This is a genomic window from Dietzia sp. Alg238-R159, assembly GCF_900537145.1.
GTDB classification, from domain to species: Bacteria; Actinomycetota; Actinomycetes; order Mycobacteriales; family Mycobacteriaceae; genus Dietzia; species Dietzia kunjamensis.
Window position 1 is genome coordinate 758,961 of record NZ_UNRI01000002.1, and the last position, 23,224, is coordinate 782,184.

24 protein-coding genes and 1 tRNA gene are annotated in these 23,224 nt (G+C 71.0%); 19 read left to right on the forward strand and 6 right to left on the reverse strand.

What is annotated here, in order from left to right; all coding sequences use genetic code 11:
* The 8 genes from G6R20_RS08260 (at position 1) to G6R20_RS08295 (ending at position 7,634) form a co-directional block, all read left to right on the forward strand.
* Positions 1 to 345 carry an MSMEG_0570 family nitrogen starvation response protein gene (locus G6R20_RS08260; protein ID WP_241261738.1) on the forward strand — a complete coding sequence of 115 codons (345 nt, stop codon included), beginning with the start codon at positions 1 to 3 and terminating at the stop codon, positions 343 to 345.
* A complete protein-coding gene (locus G6R20_RS08265; protein ID WP_163376048.1) occupies positions 342 to 1,625 on the forward strand; it encodes an MSMEG_0569 family flavin-dependent oxidoreductase in 1,284 nt (427 codons plus the stop codon). The genes G6R20_RS08260 and G6R20_RS08265 overlap by 4 nt, the downstream gene beginning before the upstream one ends.
* Positions 1,622 to 2,698, forward strand: coding sequence for an MSMEG_0568 family radical SAM protein (locus tag G6R20_RS08270; RefSeq protein ID WP_163376049.1), 1,077 nt, complete (start codon positions 1,622 to 1,624; stop codon positions 2,696 to 2,698). The genes G6R20_RS08265 and G6R20_RS08270 overlap by 4 nt, the downstream gene beginning before the upstream one ends.
* 4 nt (positions 2,699 to 2,702) lie before the next feature.
* On the forward strand, positions 2,703 to 4,166 hold the full coding sequence (locus tag G6R20_RS08275) for an MSMEG_0567/sll0787 family protein (RefSeq protein ID WP_163376050.1): 1,464 nt from the start codon (positions 2,703 to 2,705) through the stop codon (positions 4,164 to 4,166).
* Positions 4,166 to 5,020, forward strand: a complete 855-nt coding sequence (locus tag G6R20_RS08280; protein WP_061913868.1) for a carbon-nitrogen hydrolase family protein — start codon at positions 4,166 to 4,168, stop codon at positions 5,018 to 5,020. The genes G6R20_RS08275 and G6R20_RS08280 overlap by 1 nt, the downstream gene beginning before the upstream one ends.
* Positions 5,011 to 6,144 carry an MSMEG_0565 family glycosyltransferase gene (locus G6R20_RS08285; RefSeq protein ID WP_163376051.1) on the forward strand — a complete coding sequence of 378 codons (1,134 nt, stop codon included), beginning with the start codon at positions 5,011 to 5,013 and terminating at the stop codon, positions 6,142 to 6,144. Before G6R20_RS08280 ends, G6R20_RS08285 begins: the two co-directional genes overlap by 10 nt.
* A gap of 23 nt (positions 6,145 to 6,167) precedes the next feature.
* Positions 6,168 to 6,869, forward strand: a complete 702-nt coding sequence (locus G6R20_RS08290) for a vitamin K epoxide reductase family protein (protein ID WP_163376052.1) — start codon at positions 6,168 to 6,170, stop codon at positions 6,867 to 6,869.
* Between the two features lie 195 nt (positions 6,870 to 7,064).
* Positions 7,065 to 7,634 carry a DUF308 domain-containing protein gene (locus tag G6R20_RS08295; RefSeq protein WP_163376053.1) on the forward strand — a complete coding sequence of 190 codons (570 nt, stop codon included), beginning with the start codon at positions 7,065 to 7,067 and terminating at the stop codon, positions 7,632 to 7,634.
* A 103-nt stretch (positions 7,635 to 7,737) separates the two neighbouring features.
* On the opposite strand, the gene G6R20_RS08300 is transcribed toward G6R20_RS08295, so the two are convergent.
* Positions 7,738 to 8,451, reverse strand: coding sequence for a TetR/AcrR family transcriptional regulator (locus G6R20_RS08300; protein ID WP_240341327.1), 714 nt, complete (start codon positions 8,449 to 8,451; stop codon positions 7,738 to 7,740).
* A 179-nt stretch (positions 8,452 to 8,630) separates the two neighbouring features.
* Here G6R20_RS08300 and G6R20_RS08305 point away from each other — a divergent pair.
* Positions 8,631 to 8,705, forward strand: a tRNA-Gln gene (locus tag G6R20_RS08305).
* Between the two features lie 307 nt (positions 8,706 to 9,012).
* On the opposite strand, the gene G6R20_RS08310 is transcribed toward G6R20_RS08305, so the two are convergent.
* A complete protein-coding gene (locus G6R20_RS08310) occupies positions 9,013 to 9,180 on the reverse strand; it encodes a hypothetical protein (protein WP_163376054.1) in 168 nt (55 codons plus the stop codon).
* Complete coding sequence (locus tag G6R20_RS08315; RefSeq protein ID WP_163376055.1) at positions 9,177 to 10,982, reverse strand: thiamine pyrophosphate-requiring protein; 1,806 nt, start codon at positions 10,980 to 10,982, stop codon at positions 9,177 to 9,179. Before G6R20_RS08315 ends, G6R20_RS08310 begins: the two co-directional genes overlap by 4 nt.
* 133 nt (positions 10,983 to 11,115) lie before the next feature.
* On the opposite strand from G6R20_RS08315, the gene G6R20_RS08320 reads away from it, so the two are divergent.
* Positions 11,116 to 11,727, forward strand: coding sequence for an NAD(P)H-dependent oxidoreductase (locus G6R20_RS08320; protein WP_096907125.1), 612 nt, complete (start codon positions 11,116 to 11,118; stop codon positions 11,725 to 11,727).
* On the opposite strand, the gene G6R20_RS08325 is transcribed toward G6R20_RS08320, so the two are convergent.
* Positions 11,724 to 13,007 (reverse strand): MFS transporter, encoded by a 1,284-nt coding sequence (locus tag G6R20_RS08325; RefSeq protein ID WP_163376115.1) that lies wholly within the window; start codon positions 13,005 to 13,007, stop codon positions 11,724 to 11,726. The two genes, G6R20_RS08320 and G6R20_RS08325, sit on opposite strands and share 4 nt — an antisense overlap.
* Before the next feature lie 163 nt (positions 13,008 to 13,170).
* On the opposite strand from G6R20_RS08325, the gene glmU reads away from it, so the two are divergent.
* The 4 genes from glmU (at position 13,171) to G6R20_RS08345 (ending at position 16,909) form a co-directional block, all read left to right on the forward strand.
* Positions 13,171 to 14,667 carry a bifunctional UDP-N-acetylglucosamine diphosphorylase/glucosamine-1-phosphate N-acetyltransferase GlmU gene (gene glmU / locus G6R20_RS08330; RefSeq protein WP_154828257.1) on the forward strand — a complete coding sequence of 499 codons (1,497 nt, stop codon included), beginning with the start codon at positions 13,171 to 13,173 and terminating at the stop codon, positions 14,665 to 14,667.
* Positions 14,664 to 15,641 (forward strand): ribose-phosphate diphosphokinase, encoded by a 978-nt coding sequence (locus G6R20_RS08335; protein WP_067713365.1) that lies wholly within the window; start codon positions 14,664 to 14,666, stop codon positions 15,639 to 15,641. The genes glmU and G6R20_RS08335 overlap by 4 nt, the downstream gene beginning before the upstream one ends.
* A 1-nt stretch (position 15,642) precedes the next feature.
* On the forward strand, positions 15,643 to 16,002 hold the full coding sequence (gene arsC / locus G6R20_RS08340; RefSeq protein WP_132061728.1) for an arsenate reductase (glutaredoxin): 360 nt from the start codon (positions 15,643 to 15,645) through the stop codon (positions 16,000 to 16,002).
* A 274-nt stretch (positions 16,003 to 16,276) separates the two neighbouring features.
* Positions 16,277 to 16,909: a 50S ribosomal protein L25/general stress protein Ctc gene (locus G6R20_RS08345; RefSeq protein ID WP_069389953.1), complete on the forward strand. Its 633-nt coding sequence runs from the start codon at positions 16,277 to 16,279 to the stop codon at positions 16,907 to 16,909.
* Between the two features lie 133 nt (positions 16,910 to 17,042).
* On the opposite strand, the gene G6R20_RS08350 is transcribed toward G6R20_RS08345, so the two are convergent.
* Positions 17,043 to 17,660, reverse strand: coding sequence for a LysE family transporter (locus G6R20_RS08350; protein ID WP_163376056.1), 618 nt, complete (start codon positions 17,658 to 17,660; stop codon positions 17,043 to 17,045).
* Between the two features lie 68 nt (positions 17,661 to 17,728).
* Between G6R20_RS08350 and G6R20_RS08355 the strand changes: the two genes are divergently transcribed.
* The 3 genes from G6R20_RS08355 to G6R20_RS08365 are packed head-to-tail and all read left to right on the forward strand — an operon-like array spanning position 17,729 to position 19,741.
* Positions 17,729 to 18,625 (forward strand): LysR family transcriptional regulator ArgP, encoded by an 897-nt coding sequence (locus tag G6R20_RS08355; protein ID WP_096907121.1) that lies wholly within the window; start codon positions 17,729 to 17,731, stop codon positions 18,623 to 18,625.
* Between the two features lie 49 nt (positions 18,626 to 18,674).
* A complete protein-coding gene (gene pth / locus G6R20_RS08360; RefSeq protein WP_120283912.1) occupies positions 18,675 to 19,286 on the forward strand; it encodes an aminoacyl-tRNA hydrolase in 612 nt (203 codons plus the stop codon).
* Entirely contained in the window at positions 19,283 to 19,741 is a 459-nt protein-coding gene (locus G6R20_RS08365) for a DUF1990 domain-containing protein (RefSeq protein ID WP_120283914.1), read from the forward strand. Before pth ends, G6R20_RS08365 begins: the two co-directional genes overlap by 4 nt.
* A gap of 38 nt (positions 19,742 to 19,779) precedes the next feature.
* Here G6R20_RS08365 and G6R20_RS08370 read toward each other — a convergent pair whose 3' ends face one another.
* Positions 19,780 to 20,211, reverse strand: coding sequence for a DUF6508 domain-containing protein (locus G6R20_RS08370; protein WP_069389948.1), 432 nt, complete (start codon positions 20,209 to 20,211; stop codon positions 19,780 to 19,782).
* A 290-nt stretch (positions 20,212 to 20,501) separates the two neighbouring features.
* On the opposite strand from G6R20_RS08370, the gene G6R20_RS08375 reads away from it, so the two are divergent.
* Both G6R20_RS08375 and G6R20_RS08380 read left to right on the forward strand, forming a co-directional pair.
* Positions 20,502 to 22,175 carry a peptide chain release factor 3 gene (locus tag G6R20_RS08375; RefSeq protein ID WP_069389947.1) on the forward strand — a complete coding sequence of 558 codons (1,674 nt, stop codon included), beginning with the start codon at positions 20,502 to 20,504 and terminating at the stop codon, positions 22,173 to 22,175.
* Positions 22,176 to 22,209: 34 nt separating this feature from the next.
* Positions 22,210 to 23,193 carry an LLM class F420-dependent oxidoreductase gene (locus G6R20_RS08380; RefSeq protein WP_163376057.1) on the forward strand — a complete coding sequence of 328 codons (984 nt, stop codon included), beginning with the start codon at positions 22,210 to 22,212 and terminating at the stop codon, positions 23,191 to 23,193.
* The last annotated feature ends 31 nt before the right edge of the window (positions 23,194 to 23,224 follow it).

Genomic DNA, 23,224 nt, shown 5'->3' on the forward strand with positions numbered 1-23,224 from the left:
ATGAGCTTCGCCGTCCGGTGGCCCGACGGGACGGTCCGGGACTACTACTCCCCCAGTCTGGTGATCCACGATCACCTCACTGTCGGCGACCGCCTCAGCGTGGCCGAGTTCCGCCGCCGGGCCACCGACGGGCTCACCGAGGCGGGCGAGCGGGTCCGCGCGCGCTACGGCTTCCTGTGTAGCTCCGCTGCGGACACCGCCGCCCAGGTGGCCTCCGCGTCCCGGGTCCACCCCGGGGACGCCCTCGTCGAGGTCGTCTCCATGCACCCCCCGCTGCCTTCCGCGTCCCAGCCCCCCGCGCCGGACCTCCGATCCGTCGCCCCGGACCCCCAGGAGCACCCATGAACCCCACGCAGGTCTCCCCCGTCGCCCATGTCCCGGTGCTCGTCATCGGCGGCGGCCAGGCCGGACTGTCGGTGAGCCACCACCTCGGCACTGCGGGTGTCGACCACCTGGTGGTGGAGAAGCAGACCGCCGTCCACGCCTGGGCCGACACCCGGTGGGACTCGTTCACGCTCGTCACGCCCAACTGGCACTGCCGACTGCCGGGCTACCACTACGAGGGCCCCGATCCCGACGGGTTCATGACCCGTGACCAGGTGGTCGAGTGGCTGCACGGGTGGCTGGAGACCTTCGACCCGCCGCTCGCCGAGCACACGGCGGCCACCCGGCTCCGCCGGACCGGCACCGGCTTCGAGGTGACCCTCGCCGGGCCGATCGGCGAGCGGACCATCACCGCGGACGAGGTGGTGGTGGCTACCGGCGGCTACCCGGTCCCCGTGATCCCGCCCTACGCTTCGTTCCTCGACCCCGCGGTGACGCAGCTGCACTCCGAGCAATACCGCAACCCCGATCAGCTGGACGAGGGCGCGGTCCTTGTGGTGGGCTCCGGCCAGTCCGGCGCTCAGATCGCCGAGGACCTGCACCTGGCCGGGCGCCGGGTCCACGTGGCCGTGGGGGGCGCCCCGCGGGTCGCGCGGTTCTACCGGGGCCGGGACTGCATGACCTGGCTCGCGGGCATGGGCCTGTACGACACCCCAGCACAGCAGTACCCCGGAGGCAAAGCCGCGCAAGAGAAGACCAACCACTACGTCACCGGCCGCGACGGCGGACGCGATGTGGACCTGCGGCGCTTCGCCGCAGAGGGCATGCGGTTGTACGGCACGCTCACCTCGGGCCGGGACTCCGGGCTGCGCTTCGCTCCGACGCTGACCGACGCCCTGGACTCCGCGGACCGCGTGTACAACTCCATTTGCGCGGACATCGACCGACACATCGACGCACACGGGATCGACGCCCCGCCGCCGTCGCGGTACGAGCCGGTGTGGGCGCCCGAGGCCGACCCGACGTCACTCGACCTCGCCGCGGAGGGCATCACCACGATCATCTGGGCGATCGGCTACCGGCCCGACTACCGCTGGATCGAGGCCAGCGCGTTCGACGGCGCCGGCCACCCCATGCAGACCCGCGGCGTGACGGAGGTCCCCGGCCTGTCGTTCATCGGCCTGCCCTGGATGCACACCTGGGGCTCCGGCCGCTTCCTCGGCATCGACCGCGACGCGGCCCACCTGGCCAAGGGCATCATCGCCCGCAGTCACGCCACCAGAGAGGAACAGGCATCATGACCACCTCCACCACCGGGGCATCCACCTCGACCCGGGTCGACCTGGCCCTCCTCGGCATCCGGGGCACCCCTCCGTTGCACCGCAGTGGGGGCGCGGGACCCAGCGACGACGGGCACCTCGTCGTCTCCGGGCGCGACGCGGCGATCCCCCGCAATCCCGACAGCCCCTTCGTCTTCGACGGCGACCGGGTCCTGCGTGACGGCGTCGACACCGGGCTGGAGATCTCCGCGATCGGCCGACCCCGGTTCTACGACCGCACGACCTCCGACGGGGTGCCCTACGAGAAGATCGCGCGCCTCCACGGCCGGGACGTCCTGGCCACGACGGTGGTGCAAACCTGCATCCGCTACCGCCGGGAGGAGCGCTGCCGGTTCTGCTCGATCGAGGAGTCGCTGCGCGCGGGCACGACGGTGCCAGTCAAGCAACCCGAGCAACTTGCCGAGGTCGCCCGTGCCGCCGTGGACCTGGACGGGATCACCCAGATGGTCATGACCACCGGGACCTCGGCGGGCCGCGACCGCGGAGCCGCCCACCTGGCCCGCTGCGTCCGCGCCGTCAAAAAGGCGGTCCCGGAGCTGCCGATCCAGGTCCAGTGCGAGCCACCCGCCGACCTGGCGGTCCTCACCGACCTCCGCGACGCCGGTGCCGACGCGATCGGCATCCACGTCGAGTCGCTCGACGACGACGCCCGCCGGCGGTGGATGCCCGGCAAGTCGTCAGTGCCCCTGGCGGAGTACCGGGCCGCGTGGGACGAGGCGGTCCGCGTGTTCGGACGCAACCAGGTCTCGACCTACCTGCTCGTGGGACTCGGCGAGGACCCCGACGAGCTGATCACCGGGGCCAAGGAGTTGGCCGAGTCGGGCATCTATCCGTTCATCGTCCCGTACCGCCCCCAGTCGGGGACGCTGGCCGTCGACGTCGACGGGGCACCCGCCCCCGATCAGCGACGCGTGGAGTACATCAGCCGCGAGGTGGGCGCGCACCTGGAGCGCATCGGGATGGCCGGGGCCGACCAGCGGGCCGGCTGCGCGGCGTGCGGGGCGTGCAGCGTGCTGCAGTCGGTCGGGGGCTGAGACGATGCTCGAAATCCGAGACCTCACCGGCCCCGCCCTTCCGGGCCGGACCCGCACGGTGGAGTCCGTCCTGGGCTCGGCCGCCGCGTCCCTCCTCGCGGGAGGCCGCCGCGCGGAGCCGGGCCCGGTGGTGCGGATCGCCGAGGATCCACGTACCGTCGCCGCCTACCACCGGCTCCGGCACGAGGAGTTCGTACTCCGCCAGGGGCTCTTCACCGTGAGCGACCTCGACGAGGTGGACTCCGATCCCCGCACTCTGGTGCTCGTCTCCGTCGCCCCCGACGGCACGGTCCTCGGCGGCGTCCGGATCGCGCCGTGCGCGCAGCCGGACATCGGGTGGTGGTCCGGCAGCCGACTCGTCGTGGCCGACACTGCCCATTCCGGCGGCATCGGCCCAGCCCTGATCCGCTCCGCCTGCGCGCACGTGGAGGCCCGAGGTGTGCTGCGGTTCGACGCCACCGTCCAGGACCGCTACTCGCCGCTGTTCACCTCCCTGGGGTGGGTCGACACCGGGGCGGGGCCGGTCGTCGCCGGTCGCGCCCACCGCCGGATGAGGTGGCCGGTCGACCGGATCCAGCGCCTCGCCGACTCCACCAAGTCCCTGCTGTCGGGACTCCTGTCCCCGTTCGCCGGGCAGCCCGGTGGCCTCGGTGCGACCGGGTTCCGCGGTGACGACGGGGCGCCGGTGCCGGGCACCGATCTCATCGCGGCGTGCGACGCCATCCTCCCCTCGATGGTCGAGCGTGACCCCGAGTGGGCGGGGTGGTGTTCGGTCCTGGTCAACCTCGGCGATCTCTCGGCCATGGGCGCCGACCCCGTGGGGCTGCTGGACGCCGTCGCCGCGCCGACCAGCTCCCATCTCGAGCGGATCGTCAAGGGCGTGGCCGCGGCCGCCGCGGCCTGGGGTGTACCCGTGCTCGGCGGCCACACGCAGGTCGGTGTCCCGTCCGCGCTGTCGGTGACCGCGCTCGGGCGCACCTCCCGGCCGGTCCCCGCCGGAGGCGGGCGCGTCGGCCACACCCTGTCCCTCACCGCAGACCTCGGTGGTTCCTGGCGCCCGGGCTACCACGAGCGGCAGTGGGACTCCTCCAGCAGCCGGACCTCCGAGGAGCTTCGACTGCTCTCCGGGCACGTGGCGCAGATCGCACCCGCCGCCGCCAAGGACGTGAGCATGGCCGGGATCGTCGGCACGGCGGGAATGCTGGCCGAGGCCTCCGGGACCGGTGCCCAACTCGACGTCGCTGCGATTCCGCGCCCCCGGGGGGCGAGCGTCGGCGCCTGGCTCACCTGCTTCCCGGGCTACGCCATGCTCACCACGGACCGTGCCCCCGCCCCGTCACCCGCGGGGCCGGCGGTCAGCGCGGCGTGCGGTCGCCTCACCGCCGAGCCCGGGGTGAGGCTGCGGTGGCCCGACGGCGAGGTGACCGTCGCCGTCGCCGGCACCGTCACGGGGCTGGGCCCCGCCTGATGCGCACGGTGACCCTGGGGGCGCTGGCCGGGAACTTCGGACGGGATCTCCCGCGGTGCGTCGGCAAGGCCGTCGGGATCATCGACGCCGCCGCCCGCGACGGCGTGGACCTGCTCGTCTTCCCGCACGCGACCCTCGGCGGCTACCTCGGCGACCTGCGTTCGCCCTCGACCGAGACCCTCCCGCCGGCGCTCGATCCCGACGGCCCGGAGCTGGCCGCCATCGCCGCCGCCGCGGGGGACATGACCGTCTGCATCGGGTACACCGAGGCCGGAGACGGGACGCGCTACAACACCGCCGTCTGCCTGACCGGCGACGGGGTGCTCGGCGTCCACCGGAAGGTCCACCAGCCCGTGGACGAGGGCACCCACTACGCCGCCGGGGAGACGTTCCGCGCGTTCGACACCCCGGTCGGGCGCCTGGGGATGCTCATCGACTACGACAAGACCTTCCCCGAGTCGGCGCGATCGCTCGCCCTCGATGGCGCCCAGGTGGTGGCCACCCTGTCCGCGTGGCCCGCCAGCGTGACCGACCGCGCCGCGCGACTCCCCGCGGACCGTCAATCCCGGCTGTTCGACCTCTACGACTGCGCGCGGGCCGCCGAGAACCAGGTGTTCGTGGTGGCCTCCAACCAGACCGGAGTCATGGGCTCCCTCCGCTTCCTCGGCCAGGCCAAGGTCGTGGGGCCCGGCGGCGAGGTCCTCGCGGCCACCCGGTCCAAGGGCGGGATCGCGAGGGTCGAGGTGGACCTCGACACGAAGCTCCGCCGATCAAGGAGGGTCCTCAACCACCTCGCGGAGCGACGACCCGAGACCTACACGCCGCCACCGCAAGGGGACCCGCCGTGCGCATAGCCCTGCTCACCTACTCGACCCGACCGCGCGGAGGCGTGGTCCACACCCTGCACCTGGCCGAGGCGCTGGCCCGGACCGGAGCCGCCGTGACGGTGTACTCGCTGGCCCGCGGCGCGGATGCCGGCTTCTTCCGAGAGGTCGACCCCGCCGTCACTGTCCGTCTCGCACCGTTCCCGGATCGCCCAGGCGAGTCCGTCACCGACCGCATCGTGCGCTCGATCGCCACCCTGCGCGAGTTCGTCGATCCGGACGGCTTCGACATCGTCCACGCCCAGGACTGCATCAGCGCCAACGCCGTCGGCCGGTGCATCCGCACCATCCACCACCTCGACGACTTCACCACCCCCGTACTGGTGGACTGCCACGAGAAGGCCATCACCACCCCCTACGCGCACGTGTGCGTCTCCGACGCCGTCGCCACCGAGGTCCGGCGGGGGTGGGGACTGTCCCCCACGGTGATCCCCAACGGCGTGGACCACGCCCGCTTCGCGCAGGTCGCTGGCCAGGGGGCCGGGGCGGTCTCCGCCCGCGAACGGTGGCGCAGCGACCTCGGCCCGTACGTGCTGGCCGTCGGCGGCATCGAACCCCGCAAGGGCAGCATCGATCTCCTCGAGGCGTTCGCGCTGATGCGCCGGAGGCGTCCGGACCTCTCGCTCGTCTTTGCCGGCGGGGAGACCCTGTTCGACTACCGCGACTACCGCGCGCGCTTCGACCGGCGGTGCGTGGAGCTGGGGATCGACCCCGTCGTCCTCGGGGTGGTACCGGAGGGAGACCTGCCAGGCCTCGTCGCGGCGTGCGACGTCTTCGCCTTCCCCTCCACCAAGGAGGGCTTCGGGCTGGCCGCCATGGAGGCGCTCGCGGCCGGCCGGCCGGTGGTCGCCCGCGACCTGCCGATCCTCCGAGAGGTGTTCGGCACCTGCGTGGAGTACGCCGCGTCCATCCCTGAGCTCGCCGACCGCCTGGAGTCGGCACTCTCCCCCGATCCCGTCAGGGCCCGGGACGGCAGCACTCTGGCCGCCTCGCTGACCTGGGACGCGGCGGCCGCAGCGCACATGCGGTTCTACGCCGACCACTCCCGCGGCCACCAAGGGCAGCGTCCACCGTCGCAGGAGCGCGCGGGCTGATCGGCCATCGGTATGCTTGCCGCATGCGCGAGACCTCAGACGCCCCCCACGACGACCCCACGGGCGCCCCCGCCGGCCCGGTGACGATCTCCCCCGCCGCGGCCACCGCCGACGACGCCGCCCACGACACGATCGGCGCGCGCGTGTTCACCGACCGGTGGATCGGCGTGCTCCTCACCCTCGGCTCGGCCCTCGCGCTGGTCGCGTCGTTCCAGCTCAGCCTGGACAAGATCCGGCTGCTGGAGAACCCGGACTACACGCCGGCGTGCAACTTCTCCATCCTCATGAGCTGCAAGAGCGTCATCAACTCCGAGCAGGGGGCGGCGTTCGGGTTCCCCAACCCGTTCATCGGGCTGATCGGGTTCGGCATCGTGATCGCGATCGGCGTCGCCGCCGCCACGGGTGTGCGGTTCCCGCGCTGGTACTGGGTGGGTGCGCTGCTCGGGCTGACGTTCGCCGCCGGATTCGTCCACTGGCTGGCCTACCAGTCGATCTTCCAGATCCAGGTCCTGTGCCCGTGGTGCATGGTGGTGTGGGCGGCCACCATCCCCATGTTCTGGTACACGCTGCTGCACGTGCTGGGCAAGCTCACCCGCGCCGGCTGGGTGCGGGTGCTGCAGAGCTGGCACCTCGTACCCGTCGTGATCTGGTACCTGGCCGTCGCCGGGATCATCCTGTGGGCTTTCTGGGACTTCTACTGGGCGGACTTCTTCGCCAACCTCTGATCTGGCGGCCTCGCCCTGCGCTCCCACCGGCGTCGGCGGTCACCCGCAGGCACCGGCGCGCGCTGCCGGCACCCGCGCACACCGGCGGATACCTACTAGAGTCCAATGCCTCACAGTGGACTGCCGTAGATCCGAATTACGGGCATGATCACTAGGCGTACGGGCTGAGAGCCCGCTGACAGAGAGGTGGAAGCAATGATCACGTCCCTCACCCGTAACTGGTGGGTCCAGCTGATTCGCGGTGTCCTGGCGCTCGTACTCGGCATCACCGCGCTGGTCGCCCCCGGCTCGAGCCTCACGCTCGCCGTGTTCCTCGTGGCGGCGTTCGCGATCGCCGACGGCGCCATGACCATCACCACGGGACTGGGGTTGCGCGGGCACAGTGGCTCCTCGAGCCTGTTCATCGGGGCCGGCGCGCTCTTCATCGTGCTCGGCCTGGTCGTGCTGTTCTGGCCGTCCATCACCGTGACCGCGCTGGTGCTGCTCTTCGCGATCTGGCTGATCGCCTCCGGTGCGTTGCTGGCCTACGGCGCGTCCACCCTCCGGACCGTCGTCGCCAACGCGTGGATTATGGGTGCGGTCGGCGTTGTGATCGCCGTGGTGGGACTCGGCCTGGCGCTGTTCGGGCCGTCGACCATCGAGAATTTCCTGCCGTTCGCCGGTTGGTTCGGCGTGATCGTCGGTTTGATCATGATCGCCGTCTCGTTCCGTTTACGCAGCGATGCCGCCAAGCTCTCGAGCGCCCCGGTGGCCGACGAGGTCTGATTCTCGGGCCGACCGTTCAGGCAGGCCGTTACTGCCGAACCTGCTGACACGGATGCCCCCGCTGCCCGCTATTCGAGGGCCGCGGGGGCTTCGTTCTCTGCGCTCAGGGCCGAGCCGGCCCCGGGCGCAGATCGCGCCCGGCCGAGTCGCCGGCCGGATGACTGCGGCTGGAGTATTTCGCCATGACACCTGACTCGAGCGACGGCGCGGGATCGAGGTGCGACAGGCCGTTGAAGCAGAGATTGACGATATGCGCGGCCACCTCCTCCTTGGGCGGAGTCCGCTCATCAAGCCACCATTGCGCGGTGCCGGAGACCATGCCGACCAGGGCCTGGGCATAGACGTTCGTGGTGATCGGGTCGAACCCGCGAGCCACGAACTCCTCCTCGAGGATGTAGGTGACACTGGCCGTGGCATCGTTGAGCAGCGTCGAGTACGAGCCACCGTTGTTCAGCGACGAATCACGCACCAGGATCCGGAACCCGTCGGTGCGCTCCTCCACGTAGCGAAGCAGCGCCATCGCGGCGCGCTCGATGCGGCGGCGCGACCCCTCGCCCTCCAATGCCTCGGTGATCTCGGCACCCAGATAGGCCAGCTCGCGGTCACACACCACCGCGTACAGGCCCTCCTTGCCGCCGAAGTGCTCGTAGACGACCGGCTTGGACACGCCTGCGACCGACGCGATCTCCTCGACAGTGGCCGCGTCGTAGCCGTACTCGGCGAAAATCCGACGGCCCACCTCGACCAACTGCTGCCGGCGTTTCGCCGCTGACATCCTGGTACGCGGCGCCGGCGTCATTTCCGACTGACCTGTCATGTGGTGTCGCCTCCCTCGACGGAAAAGCCTAGTCGGAGCAGTGAACGCGGCCGACCGATCAGGGGGTCGGACTCCCCCGTGTGGGCTGCTACCGGCCAGGCCACCCATCCGGGAACAGGTAGGCGGCAGTGGGGCCGTGCTCGTATGCCAGACTGGGGAGTGGCCCGCGCGCGGGCCGTTCCCCCATGGTGTAATTGGCAACACTCCTGATTTTGGTTCAGGCATTTCAGGTTCGAGTCCTGGCGGGGGAGCCACTAGCCGGTAACCTGCCGCCACCAGCACCGCAAGCGGTCGTCAGCTTGCGCCCCGCAACCTCCCCCGGGCGGGGCACTGTAGCCCACAATGTAGCCACTTGTGACCTGCGCAAACGATCAGCCCTCGCCCTTGAACCGCCCAAGGTTTCCCGCCGCTTCCTTTTCGAGCCGAGGAGGATGGCCGTACGCTACGTCAGCGAAGTCGTGCCCCTAGACGACTGCGCGGCCGCGTACGACCGGCTGCGCGAAGGCACGGTCCTACGGTCGGTCATCCGGATCGCGCAGTAGCCCGGGGGTCTTCGGCGTACTAGAAGATCCCGCCGAAGATCCCCACCGCCAGCACGAGCAGCAGGATCGCCACCACTGCCAGCACCGCCAGCGCGGGCTGCCGCGAGCGACGCGGCGTGCGCTCCACCTCGGCGTCGGGCCGGAAGTCAGGCTCGTCGGGCTGGCCTGGTCCGTTTGTCCCCGTCACGTGAACCGCTCCTTCTCCATCCGTGCATATGTCTCCAGTAGATCGAGGGCGTGCTCGCCCGCGGCGCCCTCGGCCTGCAGGCCGGTACGCATCGACTCGAGCATCTCGCGGCCGTGCGGAAACGGCGGCAGCAGCGGGACGTCCGGATCGGTGATCGCGTCGATGACCGTGGGCCGGTCCGCGGAGAACGCCTCCTCCAGCGCCGGCGCCAGCTGGTCGGGGTCCTCGACCCGGATCCCCCGCAGGCCGAGCAGCTCGGCGTAGGCGGCCATGTCGAACTCCGGCACCTCCTGCGACCGCGCGAACCGCGGCTGCGACTCGCTCTCCCGCTGCTCCCAGCTCACCTCTGCCAGATCGCGGTTGCTGAGCACCACGATCACCATGGTCGGGTCCTCCCAGGCGGGCCACGCCTCGGCCACGGTGATCAGCTCGTTGATACCGAGCATCTGCACCGCGCCGTCGCCGGCCAGCACGGCCACCGGCTTGGCGGGTGCGGCGGCCTTGGCGGCGATCGCGTACGGGATACCGCAGCCCATCGAGGCCAGCGTCGACGACAGGTGCGCGGGCACGGAGGTGGGCAGGTCCATCTGACGCACGTAGTGGTAGACACTGCTGCCCACGTCCACGGCGAGGCGCGCGTCGTGCGGTATGTGGTCGGCCAGCCGCCGGGCGACCAGCTCGGGGTTGAGTCCGCGTGCGGGCACCTCGGAGCGCATCCGGGAGATCTCCCGCCACTGGCGCACCCACTTCTCGACGTCGCGACGCCAGGCGGAGCGGTCCTTCCCGGCCACCCGCCCGAGCAGCTCACGCAGCGCGGGCGCGGCATCGCCGACCAGGCCCACCTCGATCGGGTACCGGTTCGCCAGGTGTACCGGGTCCAGGTCGATCTGCACGGCCCGCGCCTGCCCGGGCTCCGGGTAGAACTCCGTCCAGGGGTCGTTCGAACCGACGATCAGGAGGGTGTCGCAGTTCTGGAGGATGCGCGCGCTCGCCGTCGTCCCCAGATGCCCCATGGTCCCACCCACCAGCGGCGACGATTCGTCGACGTACGGCTTGCCCAACAGGCTCATCGTCACGCCGGCGCCCAGCCGGTCCGCGAGTTCCATGAGCTCGCCCTGGGCCCCGGCCGCGCCGCGCCCCGCGAGGATCGCGATCCGCTCCCCCGCGTCGAGCACCTCCACCGCGCGCGCCACGTCGTCATCGCGCGGGACGGTGACCCCGTGCGTCCACTCGGGAGCGGTGACCACCACCCCGTGCTCCTGGCCGAGGTCCTCGCCCAGCTCCGGCCCGGGCGCGTTCTGCACGTCGTGGGGAAGGATCACCACCACCGGCGTGCGGTGCGTGAGCGCGGACCGGAACGCCCGGTCGACCACCAGCGGCACCTGCTCGGCCGACGCGACGGTCTGCAGGTACGGGCCGGCGACGTCCGCGAACACGTTGCCGAGGTTGATCTCCTGCTGGTAGCCGGAGCCGAGCACGCTGGTGTGCTGCTGCGCGACCAGGGCCACCACCGGCACGCTGTCGAGTTTGGCGTCGTACAGCCCGTTGATCAGGTGCATCGCGCCGGGGCCCTGCGTGGAGGTCACCACGCCGACCGCGCCCGAGTACTTGGCGTCGGCCACCGCCATGAACGCGGCGGACTCCTCGTGCCGAGCGCGCCCGAACGCCGGGGCGATGTCGGAGCGGCGCAGCGCTCCGAGCAGGGGGTTGTTGCCGTCTCCGGCGTAGCCGTAGATCCGTTCGACGTCCCAGGCCACCAGTCGTTCGACGACGAGGTCGGCCACCGTCCTGTCCGTGGTCATACGCGTGCCCCTTCCGCTCGTCAGCCGTAGTGGCCCCACCGTAGGGGGCGCACCCGCGGCCCTCCACCGGTCATGGTGGCGCGGGCCCGCGGAACCGGTTGTCCGGCGGGTGGGGTGGTCCTATCGTCCGGGTATGGACACCGATCTCAAGGCACTCGCCCTGGTGTGCTCGCTCAAGGCCTCGCCCGCCGAGTCGAGCAGCGACCTCATCGCCCGGCAGGTCCTCGACGAACTCGCCGGTCACGGCGTGACCGGGGAGACCGTCCGGGTCGCGGACTTCGACGTCCGTCCGGGGGTCGACGACGACATGGGCGACGGCGACGAGTGGCCCGCCATCCTCGAGAAGGTCCGAACCGCCGACGTCCTCGTGTTGTCCACGCCGACGTGGCTCGGCAATCCGTCCAGCATCGCGCAGCGGGTGCTGGAGCGTCTCGACGCGCAGCTGTCGGCCGCCGACGACGAGGGCCGTCCCGCGATGTTCGGCAAGGTCGCCGTGGTCGCGGTGGTGGGCAACGAGGACGGCGCGCACAAGATCGTCGCCGACATGTTCCAGGGCCTCAACGACATCGGGTTCACGATCCCGGCGCAGGGCTGCACCTACTGGAACAACGAGGCCATGAACCCGGTGGACTACAAGGACCTCGACTCCACGCCGTCGGCCGTGGCCTCGACCATCACCACGCTGTCGTCCAACGCGGTGCACCTGGCGCGGTTCCTGCGCCGCGAGCAGTACCCGGCGGTCTAACCCTTGGTGCTCCGCTCGACCGCGCTGCGGACGGTGTAGCGCAAGAACGCCGGGAAAGCGATCGCGCAGATCACCACGCCGATCACCACCAGCACGCCACCACCCGACGCGGCGACCGCCGTGCCGACCGAGGCCGCCGCCACGCCGTGCGCGACGTCGCCGATCCGCGGGCCACCGGCCACGACCACGATGAACACGCCCTGCAGACGGCCGCGCATCTCGTCGGTGGCCGAATCCAGCAGGATCGCCTGGCGGAACGCGGCCGAGATCATGTCGACGGCTCCGCCGAACGCGAGCGCGGCGAGCGCCAGCCACAGCCACCACGCGGAGCCGCCGGGCGAGGCCGCGCCCACGAACACCCCGAACGCGACCATCGCCGCGCCCCACAGCGCCACGCACACCAGCACCGCCAGGCCCTGCCGGCGCACGCGAGGGATCCACCCGGAGAACACCCCGCCGGCCACGGCGCCCACGCTCATCGCGGCGAACAACAGACCGAGGGCGGTCCCGCCCGTCGCGGGGTCGCCGAAGGACTCGGTGGCGATCTGCGGGAACAGTGCCCGCGGCATGCCGAAGACCATCGCGACGATGTCCACGAGGAACGAGGCCAGGAGGATGCGGCGGGTGGCCAGGTACGCGAACCCGTCGATCACCGACCGCAGCCCCACCGACCCCCGCTCCCCCGCCACCGGCTGCGGCGGGAGCCGGAACACCGCGTACAGGGTGGCCAGAAGCGCGACGGCGGTGAACAGGTACATCGTGGACAGTCCCAGGACCGGGATGAGGATGCCCGCGGACAGGGGCCCGACGATCGCCCCGAACTGCATCACGGTCATGTTCAGGGCCGAGGCGGAGGCCAGCTGGTCGGAGGGGACGATCCGGGGGATGATCGCCGAGCGGGTGGGCTGGTTGACCGCGAAGAACGCCTGCTGCACGGACAGGAGCACCATCACCACCCAGACGTTCCGGTTGCCCGCCGCGGCCTGCGCCCAGAACAGCAGTGAGGTCACGATCAGCCCGGTGGTGGTGACCATGAGCAGGCGACGCCGGTCGAGGGCGTCGGCCAGCGCACCGCCCCACAGGCCGAACACCACGAGCGGCACCAGCGCGAACACGCCGGTGAGCCCCACATACGCAGAGCTGCGGGTGATCTCGAAGACCTGCTGCGGCACCGCGACGATCGACAACTGCGCCCCGATGACCGTGACGATGTTGGCGAGCCACAGCCTGCGGAAGTCCGGCTGCCGCAGTGGCCGCGTATCCGCCAACTGGCGCCTCAGGACTGACACGCGGGGCAGGCTACTCCGCCTCAAGACGGTTCGAATCGTCGGAGTCACCCTCTATCCTTGGGGCTCTGTCCGCCTTGGGACCCTGTCCGCTCGCCGGACGTACCCGGACCCATCCATCACCACCACCGTGCGCGCCGCGCGCCGAGGAGACTTGATGACCACACCCGAGACCGACCGTTCAGCGCCCGAACACACGCAGACCGCGGTCATCGTCCTGGCCGCCGGCTCCGGCACCCGCATGAAGAGCGCCACGCCCAAGATGCTGCACCGGGTGTGCGGGCGGACGATGCTCGGCCACGCACTGCACGCCGCGGCGGGGCTCGAACCGGACGCGATCGTCGTGGTCGTCGGCCATCAGCGCGACCAGGTCTCGGCGGCGGTCGACGAGTTGTCGGCCGAGCTCGGCGTTCCGGTCTCCACCGCGGTGCAGGAGGAGCAGAACGGGACGGGCGACGCCGTGGCGGCCGGCATGTCGGGACTGCCCGCCGACTTCTCGGGCACCGTGCTCGTCACCACCTCGGACATCCCCCTGCTCGACGCCGACACCCTGCGCGAGGTCGTGACGCGCCACGACCTGCGACCGCGCGCCGCGGTCACCGTCCTGACGTCGACGGCGCCCGACCCCACGGGGTACGGCCGCATCGTGAGGAACGACGACGGCGAGGTGCTGCGGATCGTCGAGCACAAGGACGCCTCGGAGGACGAGCGGGCGATCGACGAGGTCAACTCCGGCATCTACGCCTTCGACGCCCTCGTCCTGCGGGACAAGCTCGGGCAGCTGGGCACGGACAATTCGCAGGGCGAGCTGTACCTCACCGACGTCATCCAGCTCGCGCGGCGCGACAACGGCCTCATCCGCGGGCACCGTGTCGAGGACCCCGATCTGGTCGCGGGCGTCAATGATCGCGTGCAGCTCGCAGCCCTGGCCGGCGAGATGAACCGTCGCCTCTGCGAGTCGGCGATGCGGGGCGGCGCGACGATCGTCGACCCGTCCAGCACGTGGCTCGACGTCGGCGTGGCCACGGGCCGCGACGTGACGATCCTGCCGGGCACCCATCTGACGGGCGCCACCGAGATCGGCGACGGTGCGACCGTCGGACCGGACACCACGCTGCAGGACACCGTGGTCGGCGAGGGCGCCACGGTCGTGCGTTCACATGCGGTGCGCGCCACAATCGGGGCTGGCGCGGAGGTGGGCCCGTTCGCCTACCTGCGGCCCGAGGCGGACCTGGGCGAGCGGAGCAAGATCGGCACGTTCGTCGAGGTCAAGAAGTCGACGATCGGGGCGAACACCAAGGTGCCGCACCTGACCTACGTGGGCGACGCGACGATCGGCGAGCACACCAACATCGGGGCGTCGAGCGTGTTCGTCAATTACGACGGGGTGAACAAGAACCGTACAGTGATCGGCGATCACTGCCGCACCGGTTCGGACACCATGTTCGTCGCACCTGTGACCGTCGGAGACGGGGCCTATTCGGGCGCGGGTACCGTGATCAAGGACGACGTCCCACCCGGAGCCCTCGCGGTCTCGGGCGGACGACAGAGGAACATCGACGACTGGGTGATCGAGAACCGGCCCGATTCCGGTTCGGCAGAGGCCGCCCGTCGTGCCCGGAACGACTCCCAGAAGGACGGACTCACGCAGTGAGCGAGTGGATCGACAACCAGAAGAACCTGATGTTTTTCGCGGGGCGCGCGCACCCCGAACTCTCCGACCAGGTCGCCGCCGAACTGGGCGTCGAGGTCACCCCCCAGACCGCCAGGGACTTCGCCAACGGCGAGATCTTCGTCCGCTTCGAGGAGTCCGTCCGCGGCTGTGATGCGTTCGTGCTGCAGAGTGCCCCGGCGCCGCTGAACAAGTGGATCATGGAGCAGCTCATCATGATCGACGCGCTCAAGCGGGGAAGCGCCAAGCGGATCACCGCTGTCCTGCCGTTCTACCCGTACGCGCGGCAGGACAAGAAGCACCGCGGCCGCGAGCCGATCTCGGCCCGTCTCATCGCGGACCTGCTCAAGGCCGCCGGCGCGGACCGCATCATCACGGTCGACCTGCACACCGACCAGATCCAGGGCTTCTTCGACGGTCCCGTGGACCACATGCACGCCCAGGGCCAGCTCTCGGACTACGTCCGGCAGCACTACGGGACGGACAACATCGTCGTGGTCTCCCCCGACGCCGGCCGCGTCAAGGTGGGCGAGAAGTGGGCCGACGCCCTCGACGGCGCGCCGCTCGCGTTCGTCCACAAGACCCGCGATCCCAACGTGCCCAACCAGGTGAAGTCCAACCGCGTGGTCGGTGACGTAGAGGGCAAGACCTGCGTCCTGATGGACGACATGATCGACACCGGTGGCACCATCGCCGGCGCCGTCAAGGTCCTCAAGGACGCCGGTGCCGGCGACGTCATCATCGCCACCACCCACGGCATCTTCTCCGATCCGGCCGCCGAGCGTCTCGCCAACTGCGGGGCCAAGGAGGTCATCACCACCGACACGCTGCCGATCCCGCCGGAGAAGCGGTTCGAGAACCTCACCGTGCTGTCCATCGCGCCGCTGCTGGCCCGGACCATCCACGAGGTCTTCGAGAACGGGTCGGTGACCAGCCTCTTCAACGGGAACGCCTGACATGACCGCGGACCCGGCGGGGCGCGCCACGATCTACCACAACCCCCGCTGCTCCAAGTCCCGGCAGGCGCTGGAGCTGCTTCGCGAGCGGGGTGTGGAGCCGACGGTCATCAAGTATCTCGACACTCCCCCGGACGTCGAGCAGCTGCGCACCCTCATCGCCGACGCCGGCCTGACGGTGCGGGAGGCGGTGCGGGTCAAGGAAGCCGAGTTCACCGAGCTCGGCCTCATCGACGCCTCGGATGACGACCTGCTCGCCGCGATGGTCGCCCACCCCCGGCTCATCGAGCGGCCCTTCGTCGTCACCGACAAGGGCACCCGCCTCGCGCGTCCCACGGCGGCGGTCGAGGAGATCCTCTGACGTCCCATCGCTGACGGCGCCTCGCCTGCGTCGAGCCCGCTGCGCTCTCATCCGAGAGCGGCGGGCTCGACGCGATTTTGGGCCCCGCACCCCTCGGCGCTAGGCTGGTCGGGTCATCTCGGCGAGGGAGGACCCGCATCAACCCGGGTTACTCCGTTATCGACGCGATCATTGTCGGCGTGGTCCCGGTGGACCGGCCCGGCGATCGTCTCGATCGCCGAGGAGGTCATCACCCGCAGGGCGTCCCGCTCTCCCACCCGACGAAAAGGCAGTCATGGCCAAGGAAATCAACAACCTCAAGACCTCCACCCGCACCGAGTTCGGCAAGGGCTCCGCCCGCCGCGCCCGTCGTGAGGGCAAGGTCCCCGCGGTGCTGTACGGCCACCACACCGAGCCCCGCCACCTGCTGCTCGACGCGCTCGAGTTCGCCGCCGTCCTCCGCGCGCACGGCACCAACTCCCTGCTCACCCTCGACATCGAGGGCGAGGAGCAGCTCGCGCTGCCCAAGCAGATCGACGTGCACCCGCTGACCCGCATCATCGAGCACACCGACCTTCTCGTCGTGCGCAAGGGCGAGAAGGTCGTCGTCGAGGTCTACGTCGTCCTCGAGGGTGAGGCCGCCCCCGGCACCCTGGTCACGACGGACGCCGACTACATCGAGATCGAGGTCGAGGCCACCGACATCCCCGAGGAGTTCACGCTCTCGGTGGAGGACGTCGAGGCCGGCACCCAGTTCACCGCCGCCGACATCACGCTTCCCGCCGGCGCCACGCTGGTCTCCGACCCGGAGACCCTGCTGGTCAACGTGATCGAGGCGCCGTCCGAGTCCGACCTCGAGGAAGACGAGGAGGCTGCGCCCCAGGGCGAGGCCGCCGAGGACGCCGCGAAGGCCGCCGAGGAGGGCTGATCCTCCCCCGCGTGAATCACGCGGACGCCGCCTGACCGGCGGCACCCGGCCACGGGCCCGGAACGACCACAGCGTCGTGCCGGGCCCGTCCCGTATTTCGCCGGCCCGGCCCCTCCACGCCGAGGGCTCGGCATCAGCCGCGGACGAGGCCGATCGCCAGGACCAGCATCATCACGGCGATGCCGGCGTCGAGCACCCGCCACGCCCCGGGCCTGGCGAACAGCCCCCGCAACGCCTTGCCACCGAACCCGATGAGCGAGAACCACAGCACGCCCGCGATGAAGGCCCCGGCCGCGAACACCCAGCGCAGGTCGGTCCCCTGTTGGTTGGCGAGCGTGCCGAGGAACACCACGCAGTCGAGGTAGGCGTGCGGGTTGAGCCAGGTGAACGCCGCGCACGCCGCCAGCGCCCCGAGCGTCGACGGGACCCGCGCGTTGCCGTCGACCTGCAACCCGTCGCCGGGCCGGATCGCGCGGGACGCGGCGAACGCCCCGTAGGCCAGCAGGAACACGACCCCGATCCACTTCATGACCGTGATCGCCGCCGGCGCCGATTCGATGAGCACCCCCACGCCCGCCACCCCGAGCAGGATGAGCGCGGCCTCGGACATCACGCAGAAGGCCACGATGGGAACCATCGCCACATCGCCACGGATCGAACGCTGGAGGACGTAGGCGTTCTGCGCGCCGACGGCGGCGATGAGCCCGAGGCCCATGCCGACGCCCATGAGAAGTGTGGAAGTAGCGGTCACGACGTCACCGTAGGCCCGGTTTCATCAGTAGTGCCACTGCACTTTCTGCACTAACATTAGCCATGCTTATGAACACCCTGCAGCTGGACCACCTCCGCACCCTCGCCGCCGTCGTGGACCTCGGCTCGTTCGAGGCCGCCGCCGCCCACCTGCACATCACCCAGTCGGCGGTGTCCCAGCGGGTCCGCGCACTCGAGGAGTCCGCGGGACGGATCCTCGTCCGTCGCGAGCGGCCGATCTCCGCCACCGCCTCCGGCGAGATCGTGCTGCGCACTGCGCGGCAGATGCTCCACCTCGAGGAATCCCTCGCCGGCGAACTCGACGACCCAGCGTCGGCCCAGGAACACGTGATCTTGGCCGTGGCGTGCAACTCCGACTCGCTGGCGACCTGGTTCCTCGATGCCATGACCGAGGTCCACGCGGCCGGCCGGGTGGTCTTCGACATCCGCCGCGAGGACGAGTCCCTGTCCAGCGAGTTGCTGCGGCGCGGCGAGGTGATGGCCGCGGTGACCAGCCAGTCCCGGCCGGTCCAGGGTTGCCGCTCGCAGCCCCTGGGATCCATGCGGTACCTGGCCTGCGCGAGCCCCGGGTTCGTCGCCCGGCACCTGCGTGACGGCTCGACCACCGCCGCGCTCGGCCGGGCGCCCATCGTCGACTTCGACCGCAGCGACGGCCACCAGAACAACCACTATCGCCGCCTGGCCCGCCGGGAACCCACCGGGCCGCGGCACTTCATCCCCAGCTCGCACGATCACGTCCGGGCGATCGTCGCCGGGCTGGGCTGGGGCTTGATCCCCGAGCACCTCGCCACCCCGTGGCTGGTCTCCGGCGAGATCGTGGACGTCTCCCCCGACCACTTCCTCGACGTCCCCCTGTTCTGGCAGCACTGGAAATTGCAGTCACCCGACCTCGACGCCCTCACCGCCGCCGTCCTCGACACCGCCCGCACCGAGCTGCGGAACTGATCGGACAGGTGCGCCCGGGCGGGCCGGCGCCGTCTGGGATCATGGGCCCGTGACTACCGCTTCCACGCCCGGCCCCACGCCCGGCCCCACGCTCATCGTGGGTCTGGCCAACCCCGGACCCGACTACGAGGGCACCCGCCACAACATCGGCTGGAACGTCCTGCAGGAGTTGGCGTCCCGCGCCCTGCCGATGCCGGCGAGCTTCTCCACCCACAAGCGGACCAACTGCGAGATCGCCCAGACCCGGCTCGCCGACAAGCCCGTGGTCCTGGCCCGCCCCCGCAGCTACATGAACCTCTCGGGCGGGCCTGTCGCCGCGGTCGCCAAGTACTTCTCGGTCACGCCCACCGACATCATCGTGATCCACGACGAGATCGACATCGACTTCGGACAGGTCCGCCTCAAGCGCGGCGGCGGCGAGGGCGGCCACAACGGCCTGCGCTCGCTGTCCGGCTCCCTCGGCACCCGCGACTACATCCGCGTCCGCGCCGGGGTCGGCCGTCCGCCGGGCCGCATGGCGGTGGCTGACTTCGTACTCAAGCGCTTCTCCAAGCTCGAGCAACCCGATGTGCCGTTCCTCATCCAGGACGCCGCCGACGCCGTGGAACTCCTCCTCAAGCACGGGCTGGAGACGGCCCAGAACCAGGTCCACTCCGCGTGACGCGCTCCCGGCGGTTCGAGCGCGAGGCCCACCTGGGCTCCGGTGCCGATCTCTTCCGCCGCGCGAGTGCAGCACTCGTCAGCTGGGACCTGCACCGGCGGGCGGGCCTCGTCGTCGTCGCCACCGGGCCCGCCACCCCCGGCCGCACCGTCATCCTCCGGCCGCGATCAGGCCCCGGGGCGTGGCTGCGACTGGCCGCGCCCTGCGAGGTCACGGAGGTCGTTGACCGCCCCGACGCGCGGGGGTTCACCTACCGCGCCCTACCCGGCCACCCCGAGCGCGGATGGGAGACGTTCCTCGTCCGGCACGATTCCGTCACCGACGCCGTCGCCCTCACCCTCACCGGTGAATCCGCGCACGCCACCCTGCTCGCCCGGCTGGGTGCACCCATCGCCCGACTCGAACAGGAGCGGATCACCCGCCGCTACCTCGCCGCCCTGCGCGACCGGCCCTGACCCGCGGCGCCCGGCGTGGACATCACAGTTCAGCAACGTCACAGTTCATAGAGCTCCTGCAGCCGGTCGAGAAGCGCCACGAGCGATCCCTCCGTCAGCGACTCCGCGATCGCACCGTCGACGAACCGCTCGGACCGGACCACCCAGGTGAGCAGCGCGCGGGTCAGGTCCTCGTCCGACCGCTCGGCCAGCCCGGTGAGGTCGGTGAGCGAGCCGTCCGACAACCCGCGCCGCTCCAACTCGTCGAGGTACCCGTGCCGGGTGAGCACGCCCCCGCCGAACGCCTCCATCACGGCCAGGGTGTCCTCGTCGTAGGTCGGGTACCGCACCAGATACACGCCGTTGCGGTGCCGCTGGCCGCCCGCCCACGTCACGCCGTCCAGCCCGCGCAACCGCTCGACCACGGGCAGCAGCCGCCGGAGCGCGGCCCTGCGCTCCTCCAGCTCGTGCCGGTCACTGCCCTCGCCCATTCCAGTCCCCGCCTCTGCGCGTCGTCCGACGCGGCTCGTGCGCACCGTAGCGACCGGGTACGACACCCGGCCGCGCGTAGCGTCGTTCACGGTTCATCGGTCGGGGCACGCTCACTCGTTACGAAAGCTATCGACCGGCGCGCTCGATCCCCGCCGGCGCCGCGCCTGACCTCGCGTTTCACGCACCACACCGACCTCGCGGGTCACACCGCCGGATTGTGTGCTCACCCGTGGGCGGACGTACGCTGGATGACGACGACGAGGGCCGTCGACTGCCAGAAGGAGTGCGCGTGACCGAGACCGCCGAGGACACCGGAACGGGCGGGCACGCCACGGGTGCGGACGCCGCCGGGGACGTCACATCCGAAGTCGCGCGCCGCAGGACCTTCGCGGTGATCGCCCATCCGGACGCCGGCAAGTCCACGCTCACGGAGGCGCTCGCGCTGCACGCCCGGGTGATCACCGAGGCCGGCGCCGTCCACGGCAAGTCGGGCCGCCGCTCGACAGTGTCGGACTGGATGGAGATGGAGAAGGCCCGCGGCATCTCCGTCAGCTCCACCGCGCTGCAGTTCACCTACGCACCGGAGGGCTCGAACCCCGGCGACGACCCGTACGTCATCAACCTGGTCGACACCCCCGGCCACGCCGACTTCTCCGAGGACACCTACCGCGTCCTCACCGCGGTCGACGCGGCGGTCATGCTCATCGACGCCGCCAAGGGTCTCGAGCCGCAGACCCTCAAGCTCTTCCAGGTGTGCAAGCACAACGGTCTGCCGATCATCACGGTGATCAACAAGTGGGACCGGCCCGGCCGGGCGCCGCTCGAACTGCTCGACGAGATCACCGAGCAGATCGGCCTCGTGCCCACCCCCCTGTTCATGCCCGTGGGCATCGCCGGCGACTACCGCGGCCTGCTGCGGCGCGGCGACGACGGCGCCCCCGAGGAGTACGTGCACTTCACCCGCACCGCCGGCGGGTCGACGATCGCCCCCGAGGAGCACTACGACCCGGACACCGCCGCCGAGCGTGAGGGCGACGTGTGGGAGACCGCGGTCGAGGAGTCCGAGCTGCTCTCGGCGATGGGCCAGGACCACGACCAGGAGCTATACCTGGCCGGTGAGACCAGCCCGGTGATCTTCGCCTCGGCGATGCTCAACTTCGGTGTCCACCAGATCCTCGACGCGCTCGTCGAGTTGGCCCCGCCGCCGCGCGAGTGGCCGACCGTCTCGGGCGAGCCCCGCAAGACCTCGGAGCCGTTCTCCGCCATGGTGTTCAAGGTCCAGGCCGGCATGGATGCCGCGCACCGCGACCGCCTGGCGTTCATGCGCGTGGTCTCCGGCGAGTTCGAGCGCGGCATGGTGGTCCAGCACGCCCAGACGGGCAAGCCGTTCACCACCAAGTACGCGCTGACGGTGTTCGGCCGCGACCGCACCACCGTGGAGACCGCCTACCCCGGCGACGTGGTGGGCCTGGTCAACGCCACGGCCCTCGCCCCCGGCGACACCCTCTACAGCGGTAGGAAGGTGCAGTTCCCGCCGATCCCGCAGTTCGCCCCCGAGCACTTCGCGGTGGTCCGCGCCCAGTCACTGGGCAAGTACAAGCAGTTCCGCAAGGCCATCGACCAGCTGGCCGCCGAGGGCGTGGTGCAGATCCTGCGCAACGACACCCGCGGCGACGCCAACCCGGTCATGGCCGCGGTCGGCCCCATGCAGTTCGAGGTGGTCACGGCCCGGATGAAGGCCGAGTTCAACGTCGAGGTCGTGGTGGACAACCTGCCGTACACGATCGCCCGCCGCACCGACGCCGAGTCGGCCGGCGAACTCGGCCGCCAGCGCGGGGTCGAGGTCTTCCAGCGCACCGACGGCGAACTGTTGGCCCTGTTCGGTGACAAGTGGCGGCTGCAGTACATCACCAAGGAGATGGAACACCTCACCATCGAGCCGCTGGTCGCCGACACCAACTAGCCTGCCCGCCCGCCGGACGGGCATCCTGGGAGTCATGCCAGCAGATCCCGCAGCCACCGCAGCCACGCCCTCTCCCGGAGCCGACCCCTCGGTCAGCCTCCGCGTCTTCGTCGAGCCCCAGCAGGGCGCGACGTATGCCGACCAGCTCGCCGTCGCCCGCGCGGCGGAAGACCTCGGCTACGAGGCCTTCTTCCGGTCGGACCACTACCTCAAGATGGGCGACATCAGCGGACTGCCCGGCCCCACCGACGCGTGGCTGACCCTCGCCGCCCTGGCCCGCGAGACCTCGACCATCCGGCTCGGCACGCTGCTCACCTCGGTGACGTTCCGCCACCCGGGCCCGCTGGCGATCTCGATGGCCCAGGTCGACGAGATGTCCGGTGGCCGCCTCGACGTGGGACTCGGCGCCGGCTGGTACGCCGACGAGCACACCGCCTACGGCATCCCCTTCCCGCCGCAGGGCGAGCGGTTCGACCTGCTGGAGGACACCCTCGGGGCACTGGAGAGCTTCTGGTCCACGCCCGCAGGCGAGACGGTCTCCGTCCACGGGAAGCGTATGGAAATGCTGGACTCCCCCGGCCTGCCCAAGCCCGTGCAGCAGCGCCCACCGGTGATCGTCGGCGGTCACGGCAGGAAGCGGACCCCGGCGCTGGCCGCCCGGTTCGCCGACGAGTTCAACGTGCCGTTCGCCGACCTCGACACCGTGGCGACGCAGTACCGACGGGTCGACGAGGCCTGCGCCGCGCGCGGCCGCGCCCCCGAGGAGATCATCCGCTCGGCGGCGCTCGTCTTGTGCTGCGGGCGCGACGAGGCGCAGGTCGCCCGGCGGGCGGACGCCATCAACCGCGAGGTCGACGAACTGCGGGCCAACGGCGCCGCCGGGACCCCGGACGAGGTCGTGGACACGATCGGCCGGTACGCGGCGATCGGTGCCCGGCGCATCTACCTGCAGGTGCTCGACATGTCCGACCTGGACCACCTCGACCTGGTCGCCTCCGAGGTGGCGCGCCAGCTCTGACGCGAGCCCTGCCCGGCCGGCCGGCCGACCC